Source organism: Tardiphaga sp. 215_C5_N2_1, from assembly GCF_052076055.1.
Taxonomy (GTDB): domain Bacteria; phylum Pseudomonadota; class Alphaproteobacteria; order Rhizobiales; family Xanthobacteraceae; genus Tardiphaga; species Tardiphaga robiniae.
In genome coordinates this window covers 6,142,517-6,165,242 of record NZ_CP197240.1, presented here as the reverse complement: position 1 = coordinate 6,165,242, position 22,726 = coordinate 6,142,517, and the positions used below count along the sequence as shown (strand labels likewise).

Here is a 22,726-nt window from a genome sequence, read left to right as displayed (position 1 = left end):
CCTCTTATTTGATTGCGCCGGCAGTCATGCCGCGAATGAGTTTCTCTGAGAAGAAAACGTAGACGATGATCACCGGAATGACGGAGATCATGACGCCGGTGGCGATCATGCCGATGTCCTGGAAATGATCGCCCATGAAGGCGCGAATGCCGACCGGCAGCGTGCGCTTATCAGGATCGGTGATCAGCACGACGGCAAACAGAAACTCGTTCCAGAGCTGGATAAAGTTCAGGATCAGCGTAGTGGCAATCGCCGGCATGCCGATGGGCAGCACGATGCGCCGGAAAATTTCGAGATCGCCGTAGCCATCGATCTTGGCGGCGTCGAACAGATCCTGCGGAATGCGCGCAAAGAACCCTTCCAGAAGATAGATTGTCAGCGGCAGCTGCAGCGACACATAGACCAGCGTCAGCCCGAGCAGGCTGTTGTAAAGATTGTAGTCGACCAGGATCTGATACAGCGAGACCAACGTAATCTGCGGCGGGAAAATGATCGACGAGAACAGGATGCCGTAGACCAGCCGATTGCCGCGGAAACGATAGCGCGCCAACGCATGCGCTGCTGCGGCGCCAAGCAGCGTCACGACGGCGACGGCGCCCACCACGACAATCGTGGAATTCCAGAAATAGGTCGCAAAATCGGAATCGACCCAGGCGATCCGGAACTGCTCCCAGTGGAACACTTTGGGCCACGCATAGTGGTCGGCGCTGATCTCGGCGGTGGTGCGCACCGACATCGTGGCGAGCCACAGGAACGGTCCCAGCGTGTAGATAGTGTAGAGGCCCAGCACGAGAGCAAGCGCTCCGCGGCTGAAGAAACGCGGCAAAGGTGCGCGTTCCGCAAGCATGGCAGCCACGATCAGTACTCCAGACGTTCGCGGGTCGCCAGAAGGCGATTGAGGATGATGACAGCGGCGCAGACCACCACGAACCACACCGACGCGATGGCGGAAGGATATCCGAGATCAAAGGTGTTCCAGTTGAAAGCACGCTTGTAGACGTAGGTGGATACGGTTTCGGTCGCCCATAGCGGGCCGCCCTGGGTCATGATCCAGACCAGATCGAAGATCTTCATCTTGCCGATGAAGGCAAGAATATAAAGGTTCAGCAAGGTCGGCCGCAGCATCGGCACAATGACGTAGCGCAGCTTGGCGCCCCAGCCGCAATTGTCGAGTTCGGAGGCTTCTAGTACCTCGCGCGGCAACGAATGAATCGCCGCGAGACAGACCACCATGTTGAAGCCTGCCCATTTCCAGGCATGGGTCACGATGAGTGCGCCGAGCGCTAAATTTGGATCACCGAGCCAGGACGACGCCAGTGCCCCAAGCCCGACGGCGCGCAGCATGGCGTTGAGGATTCCCCAGTCGTAGTTGAATATCCACATCCAGAGGATCGCGACGACGACGTAGGATAGAAGGACCGGAGTGAACCACGCGACCCGCAGGAAGCGCGCGGCAGGAACGCCCGCATATAGCGCCAGTGCGAGCAGCAGGCCTGTCACAACATCGAGCACGGGCGCGATGAACGACCAGATGAATGTGTTCCGCACCGACACCCAGAACGTCTCGTCGGACATCAGCGCGCGATAGTTATCCAGGCCGACGAAGGTCGCATCGAGACCTTCAATGGTGAAGAAGCTGTCATAGAAGGTTCGAAACGCCGGATAGGCGGTCAGTCCGATATACACCGCCAAAGCCGGCGCCAGAAAGACGGCCAGCACCCACCAGCTCGCCCGGCGCGGATCGGCCAGCGAGGGGGCTGCGTGCTGAGCCCCCTCCTCGGCAGCGGATGGAATGCTGATCGATGTCATTGTTAGTACTCAGCTCTTGAAGCAGGCGCTGTCCATCTTCTCCGCGGCTTCCTGAACGCTCAGAAGGCCAGCCGGAAAAGCGTTGTTCATGACCTGGGTGTAGGTCTCCGCACACTTGGCGCGGTAATACAGCAGAGGCGTGCCGAAGAAGTATTTGACGTTCTTGTTGCGTGCGTTGAGCTCCGCAAAGTAGTCCTTGCGCGGGCTGTTGATCTTGGCCGGGTCGGATTTCAGACCGGTCTGCAGCGAGACCTGCTCCATCCACTTGGTGCCATTCTCGACGGTGGCCATGGATTTCATCAGCGCACCGGCGCAATCCTTGTTCTTGCTCTTTGAATACATCACGAAGCTGCCGGCGACGGCGAGCGTCTTGCAGTCCGGACAAGCGCCCTTGTCCATTGCCGGAAATTGCATGATGCCGAGCGGGAAATTGGCCGGCATGCCACCACCTTCCGGTGGCGCAAAGGCGCGACCCGTGAACCAGCTCGGATCCGGGAAGGTCAGCGCGCCCGGCGTGTTGTAAAAATAGAAGTGGGACTCACCGAGCTTCAGCGTGGAAAAACTCTTCGGATAGGCACCGGCATCGACCAGCCCCTTCATCCAGGTCATGACTTCAACGACGCGCGGATCCTTGAACGACAGCCCACCATTGAGCAGCTTGCCATAGTCCTCGATACCGAGCTTACGCAGCAGCGACTCGAACAGAAGCAAGCCACCCGGGAACGGACGATCGCCGACGCCCTGCGACACCGGGGTGATGCCGGCGGCAACGCCCTTCTTCACCAGATCGGTGAACTGCTCCTGCGTTAGCTGGAACGACGCCGGTACATCCACGCCGACCTTCTTGACCGCGTCCTTATTGTAGTAGAGCTCGACCGTATAGGCCTCGACCGGCAGGCCGTAGACTTTGCCCTTCGATGTCCAGGCTGGTTTCGACCAGTCCTCGTATTGCGCCAGATCGACATAGCTATCCAGCGGTTCGAGGAAGCCTCCGGCGAGAAATTCCGGCTGATCCGGCTCCATGTAGAAGATGTCGGGCGCCTGCCCGGTCCGCACCGCTGATTTGGCCTGGGTGTAGAGATCCGCTTTCGGGATGAAGCTGAGCTTGACCGAACACTGCTTGTTCGCAGCCTCAAAGTCCTTCACCCGCGTCGTCACCCAATCCTTCTTGGCGGGCTCGTCGGGCCAGTTGCTCCACATCGTGATCTGCGTGGCCTGCGCAAAAGCGGGAGCAGCGCTCGCGATGGTGGCCGCCGCGACAACCGCAGCCAGTCCAATTCTCCGTGCCGTCATGGTGATCTCCTCCGGATGTCTGTTTTTTATTGGGCCGGACCCTGGAACAGGTCCAGGTATATTGTCAATAATAAATATCCAATTCCGCGGTATTAGCGATTATATCCGCTGTATCGAATAGGATTATTGACAATTCCAACGACGCCGGCGATGTAACGAAGAAAATCGGCTTTGGTGGCCGCAGGGGAAACGACATGTCCAAAGGGCTTCGCAAAGGGCTGACAAACTATGGCGACGCGGGATTTGCGCTATTTCTGCGCAAGGCGTTCATCAAGGCGATGGGCTATTCCGACGATGCGCTGGAGCGCCCGATCGTTGGAATCACCAACACCTACAGCGACTACAATCCGTGCCACGGTAACGTCCCTGCCATCATCGAGGCGGTGAAGCGCGGCGTGATGCTGGCCGGCGCGATGCCCATGGTGTTCCCGACCATCTCGATCCACGAAAGTTTTGCGCACCCCACCTCGATGTTCCTGCGCAACCTGATGGCCATGGACACCGAGGAGATGATCCGCGCGCAGCCGATGGACGCCATCGTGGTCATCGGCGGCTGTGACAAGACGCTGCCGGCCCAGATCATGGCCGCGGCATCCGTCAATCTGCCGACGGTGGTGATCCCTGTCGGCCCCATGGTCGTCGGTCATCACAAGGGTGAGGTGCTCGGCGCCTGTACCGATTGTCGCCGCCTCTGGAGCGCGCACCGCGCCGGCGAGATCGACGCCGAGGAAATCGAGATAGTCAACGAACGCCTCGCGCCCTCCGTCGGGACCTGCATGGTGATGGGTACCGCCAGCACGATGGCCTGCGTCACGGAAGTACTGGGCCTGTCGCTGCCGATGAGCGCGACCATCCCTGCCCCGCACGCCGAACGTTTCCGTCTCGCCGAAGCAAGCGGCAAGCGCGCCGCCGAAATGGCGGTAAGCGGCGGACCACGTCCCTCGGAATTGCTGACACCTGCAGCTTTCCGTAATGCCACCGTTGTCATGCAAGCGATCGGCGGCTCCACCAACGGCATCATTCATCTCACCGCGATCGCCAACCGAACGCCCTATGGTTACGATCTCGACATGCTCGACGAGATCGGTCGCATTGCGCCTGTGCTGATCGATCTGAAACCCTCGGGCGCTCACTACATGGAACATTTCCATCACGCTGGTGGCATGCCCAGGTTGCTTGCAGAACTTGGCGACCTTATTGATGGCAGCGCGCCGACCATCGCAGACAAGACGCTGGGCGAGATTGCGGCCGAAGCTGAGATCGTCCCCGGTCAGGACGTCATCCGGCCGCGCAGTAATCCGATCAAGGCCGAAGGCTCCATGGCCGTGCTGTACGGCAACCTCGCACCAGGCGGCGCGATCATCAAGCGCTCGGCCGCGACGCCCCGGCTGCTGCAGCACACCGGCCGCGCCGTGGTGTTTACTTCTGTCGAGGACATGGCACTACGGATCGACGATCCCGATCTCGACGTAACGGCCGACGACGTTCTGGTATTGCTGAACACCGGCCCCAAAGGCGCTCCCGGCATGCCGGAAGCGGGCTATCTACCGATCCCCAAAAAGCTCGGCCGACAAGGCGTGAAGGACATGGTGCGCATTTCAGATGCCCGCATGAGTGGCACTGCATTCGGCACAATCGTGCTGCATATCACGCCCGAATCCGCGGTGGGCGGCCCGCTCGGACTGGTCCGCAACGGTGATCAGATCAGGCTTGACGTCGATGGGCGGTCCATCAACCTCCTGGTCGATGAATCCGAACTCGACGGGCGCCGCGCAGCACAGTCAAAGGTTCATGCAGTCCTGCCTGAACGTGGCTACGCTCGCCTGTTTCAGCAGACAGTAACGCAAGCCGATAAGGGCTGCGACTTCGATTTCATGATCGCGAAAAAGACGTAAGACTTTACCTCGCGATCACGCATCGCCTGCAATCCGCCTTTACAAACGGATACTATCAAAGATTGCGTTGGCCCACTCCCGTGAGCTCTGAGAATGTCCGCTCATCTTGAGAAGAATGACTTCAACCGTTCGTTCATAATGCGCCGTAAGCAAGCTATCCATCCCAGGCTCGTATCAATGTCCGCTTTGCGCCATAAGCGGTCAAAAGCGATCTACAAAGGGAACTGTCGACGCGTCGATACTTTCCCCTACACCCGCATCCAGAACGAAGAATTGCGTCCACGGTTTCATGAGAGACTAGCTGCCAAACTCAACCGAGATGGCTCACGAATTTTGTACTCAAGTAAGCATTAAGCCCCTCAATACCTCCCTCGTGCCCGTAACCTGACTCTTTTACGCCACCAAATGGCGTTTCCGGAAGCGCGATACCAAAATGATTGATAGATACCATTCCGTGGTCGAGTCCATCGGACACCTTGGTTGCAGTCTTCGCATCCTTGGTAAAGGCATAGCTCGCAAGACCGAACGGCAGACTATTGGCGCGCTCCAGCACTTCATCGGCATCCTTGAAACGTAGCATCACCGCGATCGGGCCAAATGGCTCCTCGTGCATAATTCGCGCATGAGCGGGGACATTCGTCAGTACAGTCGGCTCGAAGAAGTTGCCCGCATTGCCAATGCGCTTGCCACCCGTTTCGACTTTAGCACCCTTCTCCTGGGCATCGAGCAGAGTGGTTTCCATCGCATTGACCCGCCGCGGATTGGCAAGCGGTCCCATTTTGCTGTTGGGATCAAACCCGTCTCCGACTGCGATACCGCGCGCAAGGTCCGTGAATTTGGCAACAAACTTGTCGTAGGACCTCTCCTGAACAAAGAACCGCGTTGGCGAAACACAGACCTGGCCCGCGTTGCGATATTTCATGCCGGCCAGAAGTGTAGCAATGCCATCGGTCTCGACATCGTCAAAAACTAGCACGGGCGCGTGGCCGCCAAGCTCCATGGTCGAGCGCTTCATATGCTGTCCGGCAAGCGAGGCCAGATGCTTGCCGACCGGGACAGATCCCGTGAACGATATCTTGCGGATCGCCGGTGAGCTGATGAGATATTCCGAGATCACGGCCGGAACGCCGTAAACCAGATTGATCACACCGGCGGGCACACCGGCCTCTTCGAAGCATTTTACGAACTCGATTGGCGAACCCGGCGTTTCCTCGGGGCATTTGATGATGATCGAGCAACCGGCGGCAAGCGCACCGGAGATTTTCCGAGCAGCCTGTAACACCGGAAAATTCCAGGGCGAGAAGCCCGCCACCGGACCAACAGGCTCCATCAGCACCATGTTGCGGACGCCGTCGGCGCGCGCCGGAATGATGCGGCCATAGGCGCGGCGACCTTCCTCGGCGAACCATTCGATGACGTCGGCCGAGCCCATGACTTCGAGCTTCGCCTCGGCCAGGAGCTTGCCTTGCTCAAAGGTGAGAATGGTGGCGATCTGCTCGACCCGCGCGCGCACCAGATCGGCAGCCTTGCGCAGGATCTTGCTGCGCTCGAAGGCGGAGACGCGTCGCCAGGTATTGAAGCCGGATTGAGCAGCCGCGATCGCCTTGTCGAGATCGGCCTTTGACGCATGCCCGAGTTTGCCGATGGGCGTATTCGTGGATGGATTCATCACGTCCTGGTAATCGCCCGAGGTCGGCTGGACCCATGCACCGTTGATATAATGCGGGAGCGTATCGAGATATTGTCGCTGCATGGACTGAATCCTGTTCCAGATTTCGGTTTGTCGTGAATTGAGTTACGAGTCTATTCAGGGGGCCAGCACACCAAGATATTGGCGGACATCGGGCTGGCTGGTGAGGTCATCAAAATGAGCATAGTTGGTGACCGCTCCGCCGCTGACGAACAGGAAACGCTCGCAGATCTCCTTGAGGATCGTCAGTTGAAACGTCGCCGTCGGATGCAGGCAGATGAAAACGAGCCGCTTCTCACTGCGCAGCTTGCGGAAGAAATCCAGCATGAATCCGATATAGCCATCCTGGGTATTGAACTGCGGTTCATCGAACAGATGAACGAGCGGATAGGCGCTTGCAGCCTGCTCCATCGTGAAGGACGGCCTCGTCTTTCTGAACTGACGGACTTGATAGGACTGATGGTAATGAATCGCGAGACGATCGCGCTGAAGATAGCGAACTCTCTGCATGTCCTGACCGGCAACCATCACACGCCCTGCCGACGGCACGTTCGATCCCGCGATCATCTCGAATAGCGTCGTCTTGCCGGCGCCGTTTGGCCCCATGACGCCCACGATCTCGGGCTGCATGAAAGCGCGATCCACATGCAATTGAAATGCGCGCTCCCGGTCGAGCAAGCCGCGGCGATAGATCTTGTTCACGCCTTCCAGCGCGAGTAGCGGCGTATCGCTCATGACAGCCCTCCCAGAAGCTTGCGCTTGAGGCCGGCATCTGCAGTCAGTTCCGCCGCGTCCCCCGTCCAGGCAATATGCCCCTGCGACAACACGACGACCCGATCGGCAACGCTCAATGCGACATCGGCATTCTGTTCGACCACGATACTGGCAATGCCCGCCTGCCTGAGGCGCCGGATGACAGCCATCACGTCATCGACGATTTTCGGTGCAAGGCCCTGGCTCGGCTCGTCGAACAGCACGAGACCGGGTGAACCGAGCAAGGCGCGGGCAATGGCGACCATCTGCATCTCCCCGCCGGACAACGTCTCGGCCTCGCGCGCCATCAGATATTTGAGCGGCGTGAAAATCTCGGTGACTTCTCCAAGAGACCACCCTCGAAAGCTCGTCCGCTTTTCGCCCAACGACAGATTTTTCGCCACGGTGAGTGTCGGACAGAGGCGACGGTCGTCCGGCACCCAGCCAATTCCTGCGCAGGCGATATGATGCGTCGGGCTTGCTGCGATGGACTTGCCCTGAAAACGGATGTCGCCCCGGCGGGCGCGCGTGAGGCCGAGGATGGAGCGAAGCACCGTGGTTTTGCCAGCGCCGTTGGCGCCGAGCAGAGCAAGCACCTCGCCTGCGCGTACGGATAACGAGACCGAAAACAGCGCCTGCGTCTCGCCGTAGAACGAATCGATACCGGATACATCGAGCATCAGTTGAGCCGCCCCAGGTTGGAAGCCTCAACCCATGGATTCGTCTTGAGTGCGGCCGGCGTGCCACGCGCGATCACCTGCCCCCAATGAATCACCGATATCTCATCGGCCAGCGAGAAGAGGAATTCCATGTCATGTTCGATGATGACGATGGTGAGATCACCTTTGAGCTGAAGGATGAGATCGGCCAGTCGCGCGCGCCCGTCGCTGCCGAGACCCGCAGTCGGCTCATCGAGAAAAAGCAGCTTGGGACGACAGGCCAGCGCAACGCCGATTTCGAGCGCGCGCCGCGCACCATAAGAGAGCGACTTGGCCTCATCGTCGGCCCGCCCTGCAAGACCCACCTTTTCGAGAATGTTGTGCGCTTCTTCGACCAGAGCGGTGGCGGCATATGCCTGAGCAATCATGTCATGCCCGCGCCGGCGCGTGCCCGGAAGCGCAATGGCTATGTTCTCGAATACCGTGAACTCGTCGAACAGGTTCATCAGCTGGAACGACCTTGCGATGCCCAGCCGTGCGATATCCTGCGGGCTTTTCCCGGTGATATCATCTCCCTGCCACAATACCTGCCCGCGATTGGGCTTGTAGCGGCCCGTCAGCACGTTGAAACAGGTCGTCTTGCCGGCGCCGTTCGGCCCCATGATGCCGGACAACTGGCCGGCTTCAAATGCAAGCGAGACATTCTCGAGCACGACGCGATCGCCAAATCGCAGATGCAGATCCTTGGCTTCAAACAGTGGCATGGCTCACCTCGCCTGCGATTGCGGAGCGGCGGCAGGGCGCGGAACGATTTTGTCTCGTCCGTTCATGACGCCGGCAAACATGCCGGCGATCCCCTCCGGCTTGAAAAGCACCAAGACAACAAACGACAGGCCGAACCATAGCATCCATCCGGTGGTGAATGATCCGATGACGTCGCGTGCAAGGAAGAAGGCCACGGCACCAATGACGGGCCCCCAGAACGAGACAAGCCCGCCGCCCACCAATGTCATCATGACGACGTAGCCGGAATAGTGCAGACTCATCACGTCCGGGAAGGCGGACGTCTGTGCCATCGCGAACAATCCGCCCGCGAGTCCCGATAAGGTCGTGGATACAACCAGGACCGCCGCCTTGTAGCGCCAGACGTCGTAGCCGACGAAACGAGCACGTGTTTCGTTCTGCTTTATGGCCTTCACCACCCGCCCAAACGGGGAATGCACGAGCCGCCACAGCAGGAACGAGACGACAGCAAAGACTGCAAGCACGAAGTAGTACAGCGCGATGTTGCTGCCAAGGTTGAACGTGGTGATGCCAAGCGAGGCGGGTAGCCTCTCAATCTTGAGCAAGCCATCTTCGCCGCCGGTTATCCGGTGCGCCTTGATCGCGATGAACCAGAAGATCTGCCCGAAAGCGATGGTCATCAACGCATAATAGATGCCTCGCCTGTGCGAGATGAAGAGCGCCACAAAAGCGCCCGCTATTGCGGCCGTAAATGCAGCAACCGCAAGACAGACCCACAGGTTCGACGCGATGTTTGATTGCGCCAGACCGAATGCGTAGGCACCGATCCCGAAAAATGCGCCATGCCCGAACGACGGCAATCCCGCATGGCCCAGAACCAGATTGTAGGCCAGCGCATAGAGCGCAAAGATCAGGATCTCGACCCCGAGATATTGATAGAGGCCGACCCGCTCGATCCAGAACGGAACGGTTGCAAACAGGATCCATGTAACGAGCATCGCAGGCGTGAAGCTGGGAACCGTACGGGCTGCTGCCATATCAAGCCTCCAACACGCTTTTCTTGCCGAACAGGCCCCGTGCGCGGAACGTCACGACGACAATTAACAACAGATACATGGACAGCATCGACCATTCGGAGGCATAGGCACCGGACAGCCCGACCACCATGCCGACCAGGAGCCCGCCCAACGCCGCCCCCCAGAAGCTCCCGACACCACCGAGCACGATGATGAGAAATGCCGGGACAACGGCATCGACTCCCATATGCGGCCGGATTCCCCAAAGCGGCGCCATGATCACACCGGCGAACGCCGCGAGCATCGTGCCAAGGACGAACACCCAAACCCGCAATCGCGTCAGATCGATGCCGAGCGCCTGGACGATTTCGCTGTCATGGGCGCCTGCCTTGACCATCGCACCGAAACGCGTGCGTTCGACGATGAACCAGACGGCTCCCATGGCCACGATCGCCATGCCGGCAGCCCAGAAGCGATAGGTCGACCAGATCAGATCGAGCATGATAAAGCCGCCGGACATGTCACGCGGTACCGGCATCATGTAGTCGCGCGTGCCCCAAACCACGCGGATCAACTCCTCCAGCACCATGGCAACACCAAAGGTGAGCAGAAGCCCATACAGCGGATCGCGCCCATAGGTGCGGCGCATCAATCGTTCAAGCACAAGGCCAAAGGGCGCAACCAGGATCGGGGCTACGACAACTGCTGTGGCAAACCGCAAGCCAAGCGGCACACCGGCCCACGCGATCAGGACATCCGGCGGCAACGGCAGTTTCGCCCCACAAATAGCGTAGGCAAAGTACGCCCCGAGCGCGAACAACGAGCCATGGGCAAGGTTGATCTGCTCCATCAATCCGAGGATCAGCATGAAGCCAAGCGCAATCAGGGAGAAAAGCAAGCCGAGCGCTATACCGTTCAGCAAATGCGGAAGGAGATTGAGAGGCGACATAAGCGTTCATCTATTCCAATGAGCGAGCACGAGCGCCCGGAGAATGTTCCGGACGCCCAGGCGTGAGCTTTATGTGTCGAAGACTGGAACGTCGGCGAGCGCCTTCATCTTGCATTTTTCCAGTGAAGCATCGTCCACCGCTGTTTCGGGCTTGGTCCAGCTGATGACCTCGTACAGATCCGTCTTGTCGACGGGTTTTGTGTTGCGCCGGGCAAGATAGATCGTCTGCTGCACTTGATGCGTCACAGGATCGATATACGCATCGAAATGCTGCATGCGGTCGGCAGCGAGCATCCTGTGCCCTTCCAACTGCTTGATCACAGCATGATTGCTGGTCGTACCGGCGCGCTCGATCGCGCGCAGCAATTCGCGTGTCGCGATGTAGCCGTTGTAGGAGACATTCCCCGGCACCGGAATGGGCGACTGAGGATAGGTCGTTTGCCAGCGCTTGACGAATTCAGCAACGCCGGGGAGCGGCAAAAGATGATACCAATTGGTGCCGAAGACGCCGAACAGCGTATCTTCCGCGCCCCAGATATCGGGCCAGTCCTGCTGATTGTTCACCCAGGCTGTTTTCTCTTCCAGCTTCAGCGCACTGATCTGCTGACGTAGCGCCTTCATGTCGTCGCCGCCAACCGCCATCGCGACCACATCAGGCTTGGCCTGCTGCACCTTGAGGAGATAGGAGGTGAAGTCCCGGGTGTTCTGCGGGATCAGCAGATTGTCGATGATCTGTCCGCCGGCTTTCTCGACCTCGGCTTTGGTCGCGGCCGATGTCGTGTGCCCCCACACATAGTCGTTGGTCAGCAACAACCACTTCTTGCCTATCTTCTGAACCGCGTTCTGGACGGCGGCCTTGGAAAAATTGGTGCCGTTCCCATCCCAGACAAATTTGATGCGCGAGCAGTTCTCACCTGCCTCACTCGGTGCCGACGAGTTGGTGTTGAAATAGACGGTGCCGTATTTATTCGCGACTTGCGTGATGGCATTGGCGACGCCCGAATGCACGGCGCCGATCAGAAAGCCGCACTGCTCCTGCGTAATGAAACGCTCCGCGATGCGTGTACCTGTCGCCGCATTGGTTTCGGTGTCGGCCGTCGTCCATTCAATCTTGCGACCGAGCACGCCGCCTTTTGCGTTGAATTCATCAATTGCGAGGCGAATGCCACGCATATCGTCCTGCCCGCTATTGCCGTATTGGCCGCTGGCATCACAGGTGAGCCCCAACTTGATTGGCTTCTTTTCTCCCTGCGCCAGAACACGTGTGTGTTGCCATGGACCGAAAAATGTCGCTGTGGCAGACAGCAAGCCGCCCTTCACGAGGGCACGCCGGGACAGCCCGGACGTATCGCTACGTCGCTTCATTGTTTCCTCCTGGAATCGGCGGCTCTTTTATTGATGTCCGCGCATTGTATGGATTTAGAATAAACATTCCACGAAGTATGTAAAGTAGAATATACAAGTCAGAGAAATCGATGACCGCAAATACGAGCCAACCGCATGCCCACTAAAGCCAGAGCCCCCCAGCACGGCACTTATGAAAACCTCCGTCATGAGATCGCACGCCAACATCCGGATTTTTCAGATCGCCTCCGGGTGATCGCTGAGTTTGCACTTGAGCATCCCACCGAGATGGCGCTCGGGACCGTCGCGGAAGTCGCACAGCGTGCGAAGGTTCAGCCGTCCGCCATTGTGAGATTTGCGCGTGCACTGGGCTATGGCGGCTTCACGGAATTGCAACAGGTGTTCCGTTCAAGGCTCGTCGCCAGCGTGCCACCGAGCTACAAGGAGCGCATCACCGGGCTGCGACGCGACGGCCGCTTTCAGGATGCGAACAATCCTCAGGCGGTTCTGACCCGCTTCGCGTCAGAAGGCATGGTCTCGCTCGAAAGCCTGCAGGACCGCGTAAGGCAGGCAGATCTTGCGCGCGCGATCGAACTGCTTGGCGCCGCAGAGACGATCTACGTCCTGGGCCTTGGCGGCTCTTTCCCGGTCGCAGCTCATCTGACCTATGTTTTGCGCAAACTCGGGCGCCGCGTTGTTATCCTTGATGGACTTGGCAGCGCGCTTGGCGACCAGGCCGCTTCGGCGACGCCCGCCGATGCGCTCGTTGCCATCAGCTTCAGGGTCTACAATCCCGACACAGCGCGACTGTTTCCGGAACTCGTAGCCCGCCGCCTGCCCGTCATCTCGATCACGGACAGCTTGCTCAGCCCCATTGTCGAGGGTGCCAGCGTCGTCTTCGAAATTCCGGATATGCCGGAAGCCGCACTTCGTACGATGGTCGCCCCCATGTGTCTCGCCCAGACACTTGCCGTCGGTCTCACGCTTACACTCGACTGAAGATAACTCTCATTTAACTGACAGGATGAAGTCATGTCCGCTCGTATGCTGGAAGGCCAGGTCGCACTTATCACAGGTGCAGGTCGCGGGCTTGGCCGCGCCTTTGCCGAACGGCTCGCAGCCCTCGGTTGCCATATCGCTATTCACGGCATGCGCGAGCACGGCCCTGCCGAATTTGGTGGTACCGAAACGCTTACGGATGTCGCTCGATCGATAGCCGACAAACACAGCGTCCGCACTTTCAAGGTTCTCGGCGATCTTACGATATCGGAAGACATCGAGCGGGTCGTTCAAGTCACCGAGACCAATCTCGGCCCCATCGACATCCTCGTGCATAATGCCGGCGGTGACATCGCGGCTGCAGGCGGAAAGCCAAACCCAAATGATGTCGTAAATATCAAGGCCGAAGATGTGCGGGCCGTCATCGACCGTAATCTTCTTAGCACAATCTTCGTCTGCCAGCAGGTGGCGCGAGGCATGATGGACCGACGCCGGGGGCGTATTATCAACATCGGCTCAGTTGCAGCATTCAAAGGACGCACAAATGCATCGATCTACGCAACGGCGAAAGCCGGCGCGATGCATTTTACCCGGTGTCTCGCCGACCAGATGCGAATCTATGATGTCACCGTCAACACGATCGCCCCAGGCGACACACGCACGGAGCGGTTTATGGCAACACGTACCGTCGATCCGGCGCGGCTGATCCAGGAAGGGTCGCTCGACCGGATTGCCACCATAGACGAGGTTGCGCGCGTCATTGAGTTATTTGCCGGACCTATGGGAGCGTTCGTATCGGGGCAGGTCATTCGCGTCGACGGCGGCGGCCAGCTCTGGCCGGCATGAGCCTCAAACTCTCAGCTAGGTGACCATCGGGAATGCAGGAACCGCAATCAGTTCGGTATTAGTTGCAAGCCGCTGCGCAACTTCGCCACGAAACCTGCGGCACCTTTTTCACAGGAGTCCGCTTTGCGCCAGGAGCGGACATAGACCTTGCAAGCGAATAAGTGACATCCCTTTGTCTCGCAAGCCGACGGATCGGCGGATGTGACCGCACCTATTGCGGCGAACAATGCGTGCCGCCCTATCTTCTCGGTGACACGCCAGGCCCAGCGTTATCGTGGGTGGCGCAGCGCGCAGATCCGCCGCGTCCTGCAGGCGATCAGCGCCCGCAGCAGTCAATGGAAGTGGGTGGCCCCGTTGATATCGAAAATCGCACCGGAGGCGTAACCACTGCCAGCGCCGCATAAGAACACCGCGGTGGCGGCGATCTCTTCCGGCTTGGCCATGCGCTTCAACGGATAGAGCGATGTGTCATAGCCTTTGCCCTCGGTCATCGCGGTCTCTACCGGCCCCGGCGCAATGCCGTTCACGAGGACGTTGCGCGGTGCGGCCTTACTCGCCAGCCAGCGCACGAAGGAATGGATGCCGCCTTTGGCAAAGGCATAATGCGGCCCGGTGCGCAGACCGCCCATCCACCCGGCCACCGATCCGCACAGCACGATGCGGCCTTCGCCGGCCTCCATCATGCCGGGCAGGAAGGCGCGGGTCAGATTGATCGGCCCCTTCACATTGGCGCGAATGACGCGATCAAGCGACTCTTCCCAGTCCTCGGCCATCCAGTCGTCATGCGGTGCGATCGCCGCCGTATCGATCAGTCCATAGACCGGTCCAGTCTGCCTCGCGAGCGCCGTCACGTCGGGCCGCGAGCCGGTGTCGAGGCCGTAAATTTCAGAGCGGTCCGCAACCTCGGCACCGACGCGTTCGCGGATACGATCCTTGCCTGCGATATCGACCAGCACAAGCGTCGCGCCTTGCTGTGCGCATAGCTTCGCCGTAGCGCTGCCGATGCCGCCGGCCGCGCCCGCGATCACAATGCGCTGTCCGGTGAGATCGAATGGGGATTTTTCAGAAGACGTCATGACGATAATTCCCGCTTGTGTTACCACACCTCTGTAAACCCACGCAGAGTACGGTGTTCAATTCGGTTGACGTGACGACGGTCAGCGCGCCGGCGGCACGCCGCCATAGGTCGTCAGATGCGAACTCGCGAGCCACCCAGCATCAATCGGAAGATTGATCCCGGTAACCGCCGACGCGTCGTCGGACAGCAGAAACGCGACGCCGCGTCCGATTTCTTCCGGATCGACCATGCGTCCCAGCGCGGAGCCTTCGATCAGCAGTTTCGGATCTCGCGTCCCACGTTCGATGTTGGCGAGCACCGGTGGGGTTCCCACATAGCCCGGCGACACCGCATTGACCCGCACACCCGAACGGCCCCAATCGGCCGCGAGGCACGCCGCCATATGAACCGCCGCAGCCTTCGAGGGCGCATAGGCGTGTAACGGCGCTGTGCGCGATGCCGTGACCGAGCCGGTGATCACGATGCCGCCGCGTCCGCGCTTGGTCATGCGCTTGCCGGCCGCGAGGCAGGACACGTAAACGCCGCGCAAATTGGCGGCGATTACCCTGTCGAATTCGGCGAGCGGCAGGTTCTCTGCACGGCCGCCGGACTGGATCACGCCGGCATTGGCGAACAGCGCCTCGATCGGCCCCAGCCGCGCCTCGATATCCGCGAAAGCCGTTTCGGTCGCGTGTTCATCAGTCACGTCGAACGGCACGGAGTCCGCGCCGATCTTCGCTGCAGATTCCTGATTGGCCTTCGCATTGATATCCGAAATGACGACGCGCCATCCGCGCTCGATCAAGATACCGGCTGTGGCTAGGCCGATTCCGCTTGCTCCGCCCGTCACCACGGCGATGCGGCCGCGCCCCTCGTCTCGTTTCATCCTGCACTCCCGTTGTCCGTTTCTTGTTGCACGCAGCAAAGCTGCGCGTTTGACGATGGCGACGGCGCTAGACCGCAAGATAGCGTTGCTTGATGTCCTCGTTGTGCCTGAGTTCATCTATGGTCGCGCGATACACGATCTGTCCCTTGTCGATCACCGTGGCATGGGTCGCGATACCCAGGCAGAAATGCATGTTCTGTTCGGCCAGCAGAATGGTGACGCCCATGCCGCGCAGCGTCTTGATAAGTTCGCCGATGGCCTGGACGATGATCGGCGCGAGGCCCTCACTGGGCTCGTCGAGCAACAACACATCGGGATTGCCCATCAGCGTGCGGGCGATGGTCAGCATCTGCTGCTCGCCACCCGACAGCCGGCCGGCCAGGCGGTCCTTCATCGAGGCGAGGATCGGAAACACCTCATAGATGCGCTCGCGATTCCAGTGATGGTCGCCGCGCGGCCCCTTCTTGGCGGCGACGATGAGATTGTCATCGACCGTATGGTCGGGGAACACCTGCCGGTTCTCCGGAACATAGCCGATCCCCGCGCGCGCGATCCTGTAGGACGGTCGACCGGCCAGCCCTTGACCTGCAAGAGCAACCTTGCCGCGGCGTGGCGGCGCGAGGCCGGCGATCATCTTGAACGTCGTCGACTTGCCGGCGCCGTTACGGCCGAGCAGCGCCATGGTTTGCCCCTGCTCGACCGCGAGATCGACGCCGAACAGGATCTGGCTGGCACCGTAATAGACGTCTGCCGCTTCGACATGGAGGAACGGGTCGGTCATCATGCCTCTCCCACTGCTGCGGAGAGATGGTGATCGGCACCGAGATAGGCGTCGATGACATCCTGATTGCGCCGGATCTCGTTGGCCGTGCCCTGCGCGAGCACGGCGCCGTATTTCAGCACATGGATTTTCTGGGCGATCTTGAAGACGATATCCATGTCATGCTCGATGAACAGCACCGTCATCTTCTTGACCTGCCACAGATGCTGCACCTTGCCGATCATGCGCCAGCGCTCGTCCGGCCCCATGCCCGCGGTCGGCTCGTCGAGCAGCAGCACCTTTGGCTCCATGGCGAGCGCAAGGCCGATATCGAGCAGCTTCTGGTCGCCATGGGAAAGATTGCGCGAGAGCGTCCCCGCCTTGTCCGCGAGCCCGAGCAGTTCGATGATCTCTTCCGTCCGCGCCTTGGCTTCCGCGACAGGAAACCGCCGCAGAAAGGTCCATGACTTGCGCAAATGAGAGATCACCGTCGCCATGATCGCCTCGGTGACGGTCAGGCTGGGGAAGATCTCGGCGACCTGGAACGCCCGCGTCATGCCGAGCCGCACGACCTCGAGGCTCGATTTACCAACGATATCCTGACCGTCGAAAATGACCTTCCCCGAATTCGGCCGGAACGCGCCCGAGATCAGGTTGAAGAAGGTGGTCTTGCCTGCGCCATTCGGTCCGATGATCGCCGTGAGCGAGCCGTCGGGAAAATCGATCGAGACATTGCGCGTGGCGTGAACACCGCCGAAGCGTTTGTCGAGGTTCTGCACCGAGAGCATCAGGCAATCCTCTCCTTGGCGAAGGCGGCATCCTTGGCGGAAGCGTCCTGGGCAGGAGCCACCCTGGCCTCTTTGCGTCGCTGCAGAAATTCGACGATGTAATCGGCGATGCCCTGCCGCAGACCGAGCACGATGGCCAGAATGACGATGCCCAGCACCAGGCCGTGATATTCTGTGTAGATGGATACGAAATGCTCGAGCAGGCGCAGCAGGATGGCGCCGATGATCGGCCCGACGAACAGTTGCGAGCCGCCGAGCATGATCATGAAGATGGCCTCGCCCGAGGTCGTCCAGAAGCCGAATTCCGGATAGGCGCCGGAGACGAACAGCGACAGCAGGATGCCGGCAACGCTGGCCATCGCACCGGCCAGGATGAACACGCCGAGCTTCATGCGAACGATATCGACGCCGAGGTAATTGGCCCGGTTCGGATTGTCGCGGATCAAGCGCAGCGTGTAGCCGAACGGCGACTGCCAGACCTGACGCATGATCAGGATACAGACGACGAAGACGCAAGCCGAGAAGATATAAAGCGACACACCGCTGCTGAGATCGATGCCGAAGAACGGGGGCCGCGGAATGCCGCCGCGCAAGCCCTGATCCCCGCCGGTCAAGCTGACCCATGTCAGGATGATCGAGTGGATGAACATCTGGAAGGCCAGCGTGATGAAGGAGAAATAGATTTCCTTGAGCCGCACGCAGATCGCACCGATCACCAGCGCAAGCACCGCAGTGCCGAGCACCGTGACGAGAATTGCAACGGGGATCGACACGCGGCCGGACTGCATCAGCAGACCGAACATATAGGCGCCGGACACGAAGAAGGCCGCATGCCCGAACGAGACCAGCCCCGTGAGCCCCACGAGGAGATTCAGCGACATCGCCAGCAGGCCATAGGCCATCACATAGATGAGGAAGTCGCGCAGCGATGGCTTGGTGAAGATGAACGGTACGACAATCAAAACGATCAGCACGGCAGCCGCAAAGAACAGATCGCGCAGGAACCCCGCTTTCATCATCGCGCGATCTCCCGGCCGAGCAGACCGCTGGGCTTGACGATCAGAACGACGGCCATCATGCCGAACATGATCCCGTCAACGAAGAGCGGGAAGCCGATCGCTCCGAAGGCCCGCGTGAAGCCGATGAGCAACGCTGCGATCAGCGCGCCGACAATCGATCCCATCCCGCCGATCACGGTGACGATGAAGCTTTCGATCAGGATCGATAGACCCATACCCGGCGTCAATGTGCGTGTCGGCGCCGCGAGGGAGCCGGCGATACCCGCCAACATGCTGCCGACGCCAAACACGGCCGCGTAGAGCAGCGTCGTGTTGATCCCGAGTGCGCCGACCATCTGCGGATTGATGGCGAGGGCGCGGATGATCTTGCCGATCCGGGTCTTCTCGATTGCGAGCCAGAGCATCGCGCCGATCGACAGGCTCGCGACGATCATGAAGACGTAATAGGCCGGAACGAAGCCGCCGGCGAATTCAAGCGGCGGAAGCGCGAACACGTCGGGCATGCCCATCATCTTGTATTCCGGGCCGGCAATGATCTTCACCAGATCGTCGAAGATCAGGATGATGGCGTAGCAAACCAGCAACTGCATCAGGATGTCCTTGCCATACACCTTGCTGATGATAAACCGCTCAAAGATGACCCCGATCAGGCCTGCCCCGAGCGCGCCGGCCAGGAATGCCAGTAAAAAGCTCGATGTCGCCTGATAGGTGAAGAAGGCGATATAGGCGCCAGCCATATAGAACGCGCCATGGGCGAAATTGATGACGCCGAGCACGCCGAAGATCAGCGACAGGCCGGACGCCACCATGAACAGCAGCATGCCGATGATGAGCGCCGTCGATATCTGCGTCACGGCGCAGGCTGACGATGACAGGCAGGAGGCAAGGGCTTCGAGGTTCACAGCGCAGTCCTTTGATGGTCTGACCTTCGATGGTCTGAACGAGCCTGTTCCGGCCGACGCGAACGGCAGGCCGGATGTGCGACGGAGCGGCCGAGCCCGTCGCCATGCGACGGGCCACGTCATCTAGCGACGATGCCCGCAGACAGCTCAGGCGTAACCCTTTTCCTTCTTCCACTCCTTCTCGAGCTCGACGATCTTCGACCATTCCGTATCGACGTAATCGACCACCCAGGGTGACTTGCTGACCGTCTTGCCCCATGCGACGGGGTAATTGATGATCGTATGATCGCTGTCACGCATGGTGATGCCGGCACCGCCAAACGGCTTCTTCACCGTCATGCCGGAGATTTCCTTCGCCAGCGCAGAACTGTCGGTATTGCCGTTCGTGCGACGCAGCGCCTCGATAATGAATTGCGACGCCGCGTAGTTCTGCCACGCCCAGTTGGTCGGCTCGTGCGGCGCCACCTTGACATAGGCATCGCAGAAGGCGGTGTTCTCGGGTGAACTCGGAAATCCGTTGTTATACCGATAGGCCGTGTTGAGTCCCTGCGGCAGGTTCTTGATGGCCGTCAGGATCGGCGGATCGCCAAGACCACCGGAGAAATAGGCGGTGTTCTGGAACAGGCGATACAGGTTCGACTGCTCGATAAACGCGACGAGATCGCCGCCCCACAGCGCCGAATAGACCGCCTGCGGCTTCACCTGCATCAGCTTGGTGATGCTCTCGGTGTAATCGGGCGCAAACAGTTTCGGCCAGAGCTGATCGACCACTTCGATCGACGGCTCGAACACCTTGGCGTATTGCAGAAATTCCGCGGTGTTGTCGCGGCCATAGGCGTAATCGGGCGAACAGGTCGCCCACTTCTTGAGCCCCTTCTCCTTGGCAATCTTCGCTGCGTAGCTACCACCTGCGACGGCATCATGGATGCCCTGTCGGGCGCATCTGAACACATTCTTGCTGAACTGCTTGGGGTCTGCCGTCAGCGACGAGGTTTCGCTGCAGGTATGGAGGCAAAGGATGCCGAGATCGCGCACGACCTCATGCACCGCGAAGCTGCCTGACGACGCCTCGCCATCGACGATGATATCGCAACCGTCATTATTGATGAGATCGCGCGTGACCTTGGCGGCTTCGTCGGGACGCCCCTTGGAGTCGCGGTCGACCACTTCGAATTTGCGGCCATTGATGCCGCCGGCTTCGTTTATCTGATTGAAAGCGAGCTGGACTGCAAACCGACTGGACGTGCCGAGGATTGCAACGCGTCCCGACAGGATCGTCGGCAGGCCGATCTTGATGACTTTCGCCTGTGCACCGGCGATATGCGGCGCGCCGAATGCGGCAAGGCCTGCCATGGCGCCAGCGCCCTTGAGGACGCGTCGGCGTGAAATGCCCTTGGTCGTCTTGGTCATTGAACCCTCCCTGATTTTGATGTCCGGCTTTGCCGGTACAGATTTTATTATTTCCAGATCAGCGTCGTCTTGGTGGCTTACTCTCCTCACTCGGTCCTTTGGTCGATCAGCGCAATACGAAGATCGTGCAGCAGGAACGGCGCGCTGTCCAACGGACTTTCCGAATGCCTCGCGTAAATTCGCCGCAGCGAGGTCGGGGACCAATGCTGCGGCGCCGACTCCTCTTGCCCGCGGCTTTCGCTCCGTCGGCCGCGGCATGGGCAGTTAGCTCAGCGCGAAGCCGCGATAACCGCTTTGCGCAACGTCGTCACAGATCGAGGTGTAGCGCGCCAATCCACCGGCGTAGGGCATGAAGACACGCGGCTTGCCCGGTACATTGGCGCCAAGATACCAGGACGAACTTGCCATGGGCAGCAGCGTCGCATCCGCGGCTTCGTTGACATGCGCGACCCACTTTTCGGTCGAGTCGGTATTGGCCTCGATCCGCTTTTGGCCGTTCGCGCGCATGTCGCGGATGCAATTGGTGATCCAGTCTACATGCTGCTCGATGGCAATCGGCATATTGCACAACACCGACGGGCTGCCAGGACCGGTGATGGTGAACAGATTCGGGAATTTCGGCGACTGCAGGCCAAGGTAAGTGCGCGGGCCGGCCGCCCAGGCATCCTTCAGCTTGATACCCTGGCTGCCGCTGATGTTTAGATTGACGAGTGGTCCCGTCAGTGCGTCGAAGCCTGTCGCGAACACGATGATGTCGAGCGCGTAGTCCTGCTTCGTCGTGCGGATGCCGTTCGCCGTCACCTCGACGATCGGTTCTGCCTTGAGATCCACCAGCAGCACATTGTCCCGATTGAACGTTTCGAAATAGCCGCTGTCGATCGGCGGACGCTTGGTCGCGAATCCATGATCGCGTGGCGTCAACATCTCTGCGACCACCGGATTCCTGACGACGGTCTTAATCTTGTCGCGGAGGAAGTCTGAGGCCGTGAGGTTTGCCTCGACGTTCTGCAGGACATCGGAAAACGATGCACGGAAGCGCAATCCGCCGCGCTCCCACGCCTTTTCATAGATCTCCTCCCGCTCCGCATCGGACACCGACAGCGCGGAACGCGTCGAGATCGTGAACGGATGTCCGTTGGTACCGGCGCGTGCCAGCCGCCAGATCTCGTCGTAATTGTCCCTTGTATGCTTGATGTCGTCCGCCGTCACCGGGCCGTTACGCGCCGGAATGCTGTAATTTGCCGTACGCTGGAAAACCGTGAGATGTTTTGCCTGCTCGGCAATAACAGGTGCGGTCTGAATCCCGGTCGATCCGGTTCCGATCTGGCCCACACGCTTGCCGCTGAAATCGACGCCCTCATGCGGCCACAGGCCGGTATGGTACCATTGGCCCTTGAAGCTATCGAGGCCCTTGATATCAGGCACATTGGCTGTCGAGAGACACCCCACTGCCGTAATCAGGAATGGCGCGGAGAAGAACTGTCCGTTCTTCGTCTGCACCGTCCAGAGATTGGCATCGTCATCGAACGCGGCCGAGGTGACCTCGGTGTTCAGCCGGATATCGCGCTTGAGATCGAGCTTGTCGGCAACGAAATTCAGGTATTTCCGGATTTCAGGATGTTCGGGATAGCGCTCGCTCCAGCTCCACTCCTGCTCGATCTCCTTGTTAAAGGAGTAGCAATAGTAATAGCTCTCGGAATCGCAGCGCGCGCCCGGATAGCGGTTCCAGAACCAGGTCCCGCCGATGCCATCGCCCTTTTCAAGCACAACGACGTCGAGGCCGAGTTCGTCCCGTAATTTGTGCAACTGGTAGAGGCCTGAAAATCCGGCGCCGATAATGATCGCGTCACAGGCATGGCTCGATTGTTCGTTCACTGCAAAAGCAGTGCTCTCCTTGCTCGCCAACG

At 59.7% G+C, this 22,726-nt stretch carries 21 protein-coding genes; 3 read left to right on the top strand and 18 right to left on the bottom strand.

Annotated elements, in window-relative coordinates:
* Positions 1 to 4 precede the first annotated feature (4 nt).
* The 3 genes from AB7828_RS29240 to AB7828_RS29230 are packed head-to-tail and all read right to left on the bottom strand — an operon-like array spanning position 5 to position 3,102.
* On the bottom strand, positions 5 to 847 hold the full coding sequence (locus tag AB7828_RS29240) for a carbohydrate ABC transporter permease (RefSeq protein ID WP_439060444.1): 843 nt from the start codon (positions 845 to 847) through the stop codon (positions 5 to 7).
* 11 nt (positions 848 to 858) lie between these two features.
* Positions 859 to 1,809: a carbohydrate ABC transporter permease gene (locus AB7828_RS29235; protein ID WP_093760900.1), complete on the bottom strand. Its 951-nt coding sequence runs from the start codon at positions 1,807 to 1,809 to the stop codon at positions 859 to 861.
* A 9-nt stretch (positions 1,810 to 1,818) separates the two neighbouring features.
* Positions 1,819 to 3,102, bottom strand: coding sequence for an ABC transporter substrate-binding protein (locus tag AB7828_RS29230; RefSeq protein ID WP_120288873.1), 1,284 nt, complete (start codon positions 3,100 to 3,102; stop codon positions 1,819 to 1,821).
* Between the two features lie 194 nt (positions 3,103 to 3,296).
* Here AB7828_RS29230 and AB7828_RS29225 point away from each other — a divergent pair, with 194 nt between their 5' ends.
* Positions 3,297 to 4,997, top strand: a complete 1,701-nt coding sequence (locus AB7828_RS29225; protein WP_309946863.1) for an IlvD/Edd family dehydratase — start codon at positions 3,297 to 3,299, stop codon at positions 4,995 to 4,997.
* A 310-nt stretch (positions 4,998 to 5,307) separates the two neighbouring features.
* On the opposite strand, the gene AB7828_RS29220 is transcribed toward AB7828_RS29225, so the two are convergent.
* The 7 genes from AB7828_RS29220 to AB7828_RS29190 form a co-directional block, all read right to left on the bottom strand.
* On the bottom strand, positions 5,308 to 6,750 hold the full coding sequence (locus AB7828_RS29220; protein WP_231077713.1) for an NAD-dependent succinate-semialdehyde dehydrogenase: 1,443 nt from the start codon (positions 6,748 to 6,750) through the stop codon (positions 5,308 to 5,310).
* Positions 6,751 to 6,804: 54 nt separating this feature from the next.
* Positions 6,805 to 7,422, bottom strand: coding sequence for an ATP-binding cassette domain-containing protein (locus AB7828_RS29215; protein WP_441231893.1), 618 nt, complete (start codon positions 7,420 to 7,422; stop codon positions 6,805 to 6,807).
* Positions 7,419 to 8,120 (bottom strand): ABC transporter ATP-binding protein, encoded by a 702-nt coding sequence (locus tag AB7828_RS29210; protein ID WP_441231892.1) that lies wholly within the window; start codon positions 8,118 to 8,120, stop codon positions 7,419 to 7,421. Before AB7828_RS29210 ends, AB7828_RS29215 begins: the two co-directional genes overlap by 4 nt.
* Entirely contained in the window at positions 8,120 to 8,863 is a 744-nt protein-coding gene (locus tag AB7828_RS29205) for an ABC transporter ATP-binding protein (RefSeq protein WP_441231891.1), read from the bottom strand. Before AB7828_RS29205 ends, AB7828_RS29210 begins: the two co-directional genes overlap by 1 nt.
* 3 nt (positions 8,864 to 8,866) lie before the next feature.
* Positions 8,867 to 9,880: a branched-chain amino acid ABC transporter permease gene (locus AB7828_RS29200; protein WP_441231890.1), complete on the bottom strand. Its 1,014-nt coding sequence runs from the start codon at positions 9,878 to 9,880 to the stop codon at positions 8,867 to 8,869.
* Between the two features lies 1 nt (position 9,881).
* The gene (locus tag AB7828_RS29195; RefSeq protein WP_441231889.1) at positions 9,882 to 10,808 is read right to left on the bottom strand and encodes a branched-chain amino acid ABC transporter permease; all 927 of its coding nucleotides are present in this window, start codon (positions 10,806 to 10,808) and stop codon (positions 9,882 to 9,884) included.
* Positions 10,809 to 10,877: 69 nt separating this feature from the next.
* Positions 10,878 to 12,173: an ABC transporter substrate-binding protein gene (locus AB7828_RS29190; protein ID WP_441231888.1), complete on the bottom strand. Its 1,296-nt coding sequence runs from the start codon at positions 12,171 to 12,173 to the stop codon at positions 10,878 to 10,880.
* 135 nt (positions 12,174 to 12,308) lie between these two features.
* Here AB7828_RS29190 and AB7828_RS29185 point away from each other — a divergent pair, with 135 nt between their 5' ends.
* The gene (locus AB7828_RS29185; protein WP_439057579.1) at positions 12,309 to 13,151 is read left to right on the top strand and encodes a MurR/RpiR family transcriptional regulator; all 843 of its coding nucleotides are present in this window, start codon (positions 12,309 to 12,311) and stop codon (positions 13,149 to 13,151) included.
* 33 nt (positions 13,152 to 13,184) lie between these two features.
* Entirely contained in the window at positions 13,185 to 13,997 is an 813-nt protein-coding gene (locus tag AB7828_RS29180; protein ID WP_231077720.1) for an SDR family NAD(P)-dependent oxidoreductase, read from the top strand.
* A 332-nt stretch (positions 13,998 to 14,329) separates the two neighbouring features.
* Here the strand turns inward: AB7828_RS29180 and AB7828_RS29175 are convergent, their stop codons facing one another.
* The 8 genes from AB7828_RS29175 to AB7828_RS29140 form a co-directional block, all read right to left on the bottom strand.
* Positions 14,330 to 15,073 (bottom strand): SDR family NAD(P)-dependent oxidoreductase, encoded by a 744-nt coding sequence (locus AB7828_RS29175; RefSeq protein WP_231077721.1) that lies wholly within the window; start codon positions 15,071 to 15,073, stop codon positions 14,330 to 14,332.
* An 81-nt stretch (positions 15,074 to 15,154) separates the two neighbouring features.
* A complete protein-coding gene (locus AB7828_RS29170; protein WP_231077722.1) occupies positions 15,155 to 15,940 on the bottom strand; it encodes an SDR family NAD(P)-dependent oxidoreductase in 786 nt (261 codons plus the stop codon).
* 67 nt (positions 15,941 to 16,007) lie between these two features.
* Positions 16,008 to 16,721, bottom strand: a complete 714-nt coding sequence (locus AB7828_RS29165; protein ID WP_374725681.1) for an ABC transporter ATP-binding protein — start codon at positions 16,719 to 16,721, stop codon at positions 16,008 to 16,010.
* On the bottom strand, positions 16,721 to 17,488 hold the full coding sequence (locus tag AB7828_RS29160; protein ID WP_120288862.1) for an ABC transporter ATP-binding protein: 768 nt from the start codon (positions 17,486 to 17,488) through the stop codon (positions 16,721 to 16,723). Before AB7828_RS29160 ends, AB7828_RS29165 begins: the two co-directional genes overlap by 1 nt.
* Positions 17,488 to 18,507: a branched-chain amino acid ABC transporter permease gene (locus tag AB7828_RS29155; RefSeq protein ID WP_231077724.1), complete on the bottom strand. Its 1,020-nt coding sequence runs from the start codon at positions 18,505 to 18,507 to the stop codon at positions 17,488 to 17,490. The genes AB7828_RS29160 and AB7828_RS29155 overlap by 1 nt, the downstream gene beginning before the upstream one ends.
* Positions 18,504 to 19,409 (bottom strand): branched-chain amino acid ABC transporter permease, encoded by a 906-nt coding sequence (locus AB7828_RS29150; protein ID WP_089263793.1) that lies wholly within the window; start codon positions 19,407 to 19,409, stop codon positions 18,504 to 18,506. Before AB7828_RS29150 ends, AB7828_RS29155 begins: the two co-directional genes overlap by 4 nt.
* 147 nt (positions 19,410 to 19,556) lie before the next feature.
* Positions 19,557 to 20,819 (bottom strand): ABC transporter substrate-binding protein, encoded by a 1,263-nt coding sequence (locus AB7828_RS29145; protein ID WP_120288860.1) that lies wholly within the window; start codon positions 20,817 to 20,819, stop codon positions 19,557 to 19,559.
* A 264-nt stretch (positions 20,820 to 21,083) separates the two neighbouring features.
* Positions 21,084 to 22,724, bottom strand: a complete 1,641-nt coding sequence (locus AB7828_RS29140) for a flavin-containing monooxygenase (RefSeq protein WP_441231887.1) — start codon at positions 22,722 to 22,724, stop codon at positions 21,084 to 21,086.
* Positions 22,725 to 22,726 lie beyond the last annotated feature (2 nt).

Coding starts and splice junctions, on each gene's coding strand:
- AB7828_RS29215 (WP_441231893.1), bottom strand. CDS start 7,422: ATGAGCGATACGCCGCTACTCGCGCTGGAAGGCGTGAACAAGATCTAT.
- AB7828_RS29200 (WP_441231890.1), bottom strand. CDS start 9,880: ATGGCAGCAGCCCGTACGGTTCCCAGCTTCACGCCTGCGATGCTCGTT.
- AB7828_RS29180 (WP_231077720.1), top strand. CDS start 13,185: ATGTCCGCTCGTATGCTGGAAGGCCAGGTCGCACTTATCACAGGTGCA.
- AB7828_RS29145 (WP_120288860.1), bottom strand. CDS start 20,819: ATGACCAAGACGACCAAGGGCATTTCACGCCGACGCGTCCTCAAGGGC.
- AB7828_RS29165 (WP_374725681.1), bottom strand. CDS start 16,721: ATGACCGACCCGTTCCTCCATGTCGAAGCGGCAGACGTCTATTACGGT.
- AB7828_RS29225 (WP_309946863.1), top strand. CDS start 3,297: ATGTCCAAAGGGCTTCGCAAAGGGCTGACAAACTATGGCGACGCGGGA.
- AB7828_RS29240 (WP_439060444.1), bottom strand. CDS start 847: ATGCTTGCGGAACGCGCACCTTTGCCGCGTTTCTTCAGCCGCGGAGCG.
- AB7828_RS29205 (WP_441231891.1), bottom strand. CDS start 8,863: ATGCCACTGTTTGAAGCCAAGGATCTGCATCTGCGATTTGGCGATCGC.
- AB7828_RS29155 (WP_231077724.1), bottom strand. CDS start 18,507: ATGATGAAAGCGGGGTTCCTGCGCGATCTGTTCTTTGCGGCTGCCGTG.
- AB7828_RS29170 (WP_231077722.1), bottom strand. CDS start 15,940: ATGAAACGAGACGAGGGGCGCGGCCGCATCGCCGTGGTGACGGGCGGA.
- AB7828_RS29175 (WP_231077721.1), bottom strand. CDS start 15,073: ATGACGTCTTCTGAAAAATCCCCATTCGATCTCACCGGACAGCGCATT.
- AB7828_RS29185 (WP_439057579.1), top strand. CDS start 12,309: ATGCCCACTAAAGCCAGAGCCCCCCAGCACGGCACTTATGAAAACCTC.
- AB7828_RS29220 (WP_231077713.1), bottom strand. CDS start 6,750: ATGCAGCGACAATATCTCGATACGCTCCCGCATTATATCAACGGTGCA.
- AB7828_RS29160 (WP_120288862.1), bottom strand. CDS start 17,488: ATGCTCTCGGTGCAGAACCTCGACAAACGCTTCGGCGGTGTTCACGCC.
- AB7828_RS29230 (WP_120288873.1), bottom strand. CDS start 3,102: ATGACGGCACGGAGAATTGGACTGGCTGCGGTTGTCGCGGCGGCCACC.
- AB7828_RS29195 (WP_441231889.1), bottom strand. CDS start 10,808: ATGTCGCCTCTCAATCTCCTTCCGCATTTGCTGAACGGTATAGCGCTC.
- AB7828_RS29190 (WP_441231888.1), bottom strand. CDS start 12,173: ATGAAGCGACGTAGCGATACGTCCGGGCTGTCCCGGCGTGCCCTCGTG.
- AB7828_RS29235 (WP_093760900.1), bottom strand. CDS start 1,809: ATGACATCGATCAGCATTCCATCCGCTGCCGAGGAGGGGGCTCAGCAC.
- AB7828_RS29210 (WP_441231892.1), bottom strand. CDS start 8,120: ATGCTCGATGTATCCGGTATCGATTCGTTCTACGGCGAGACGCAGGCG.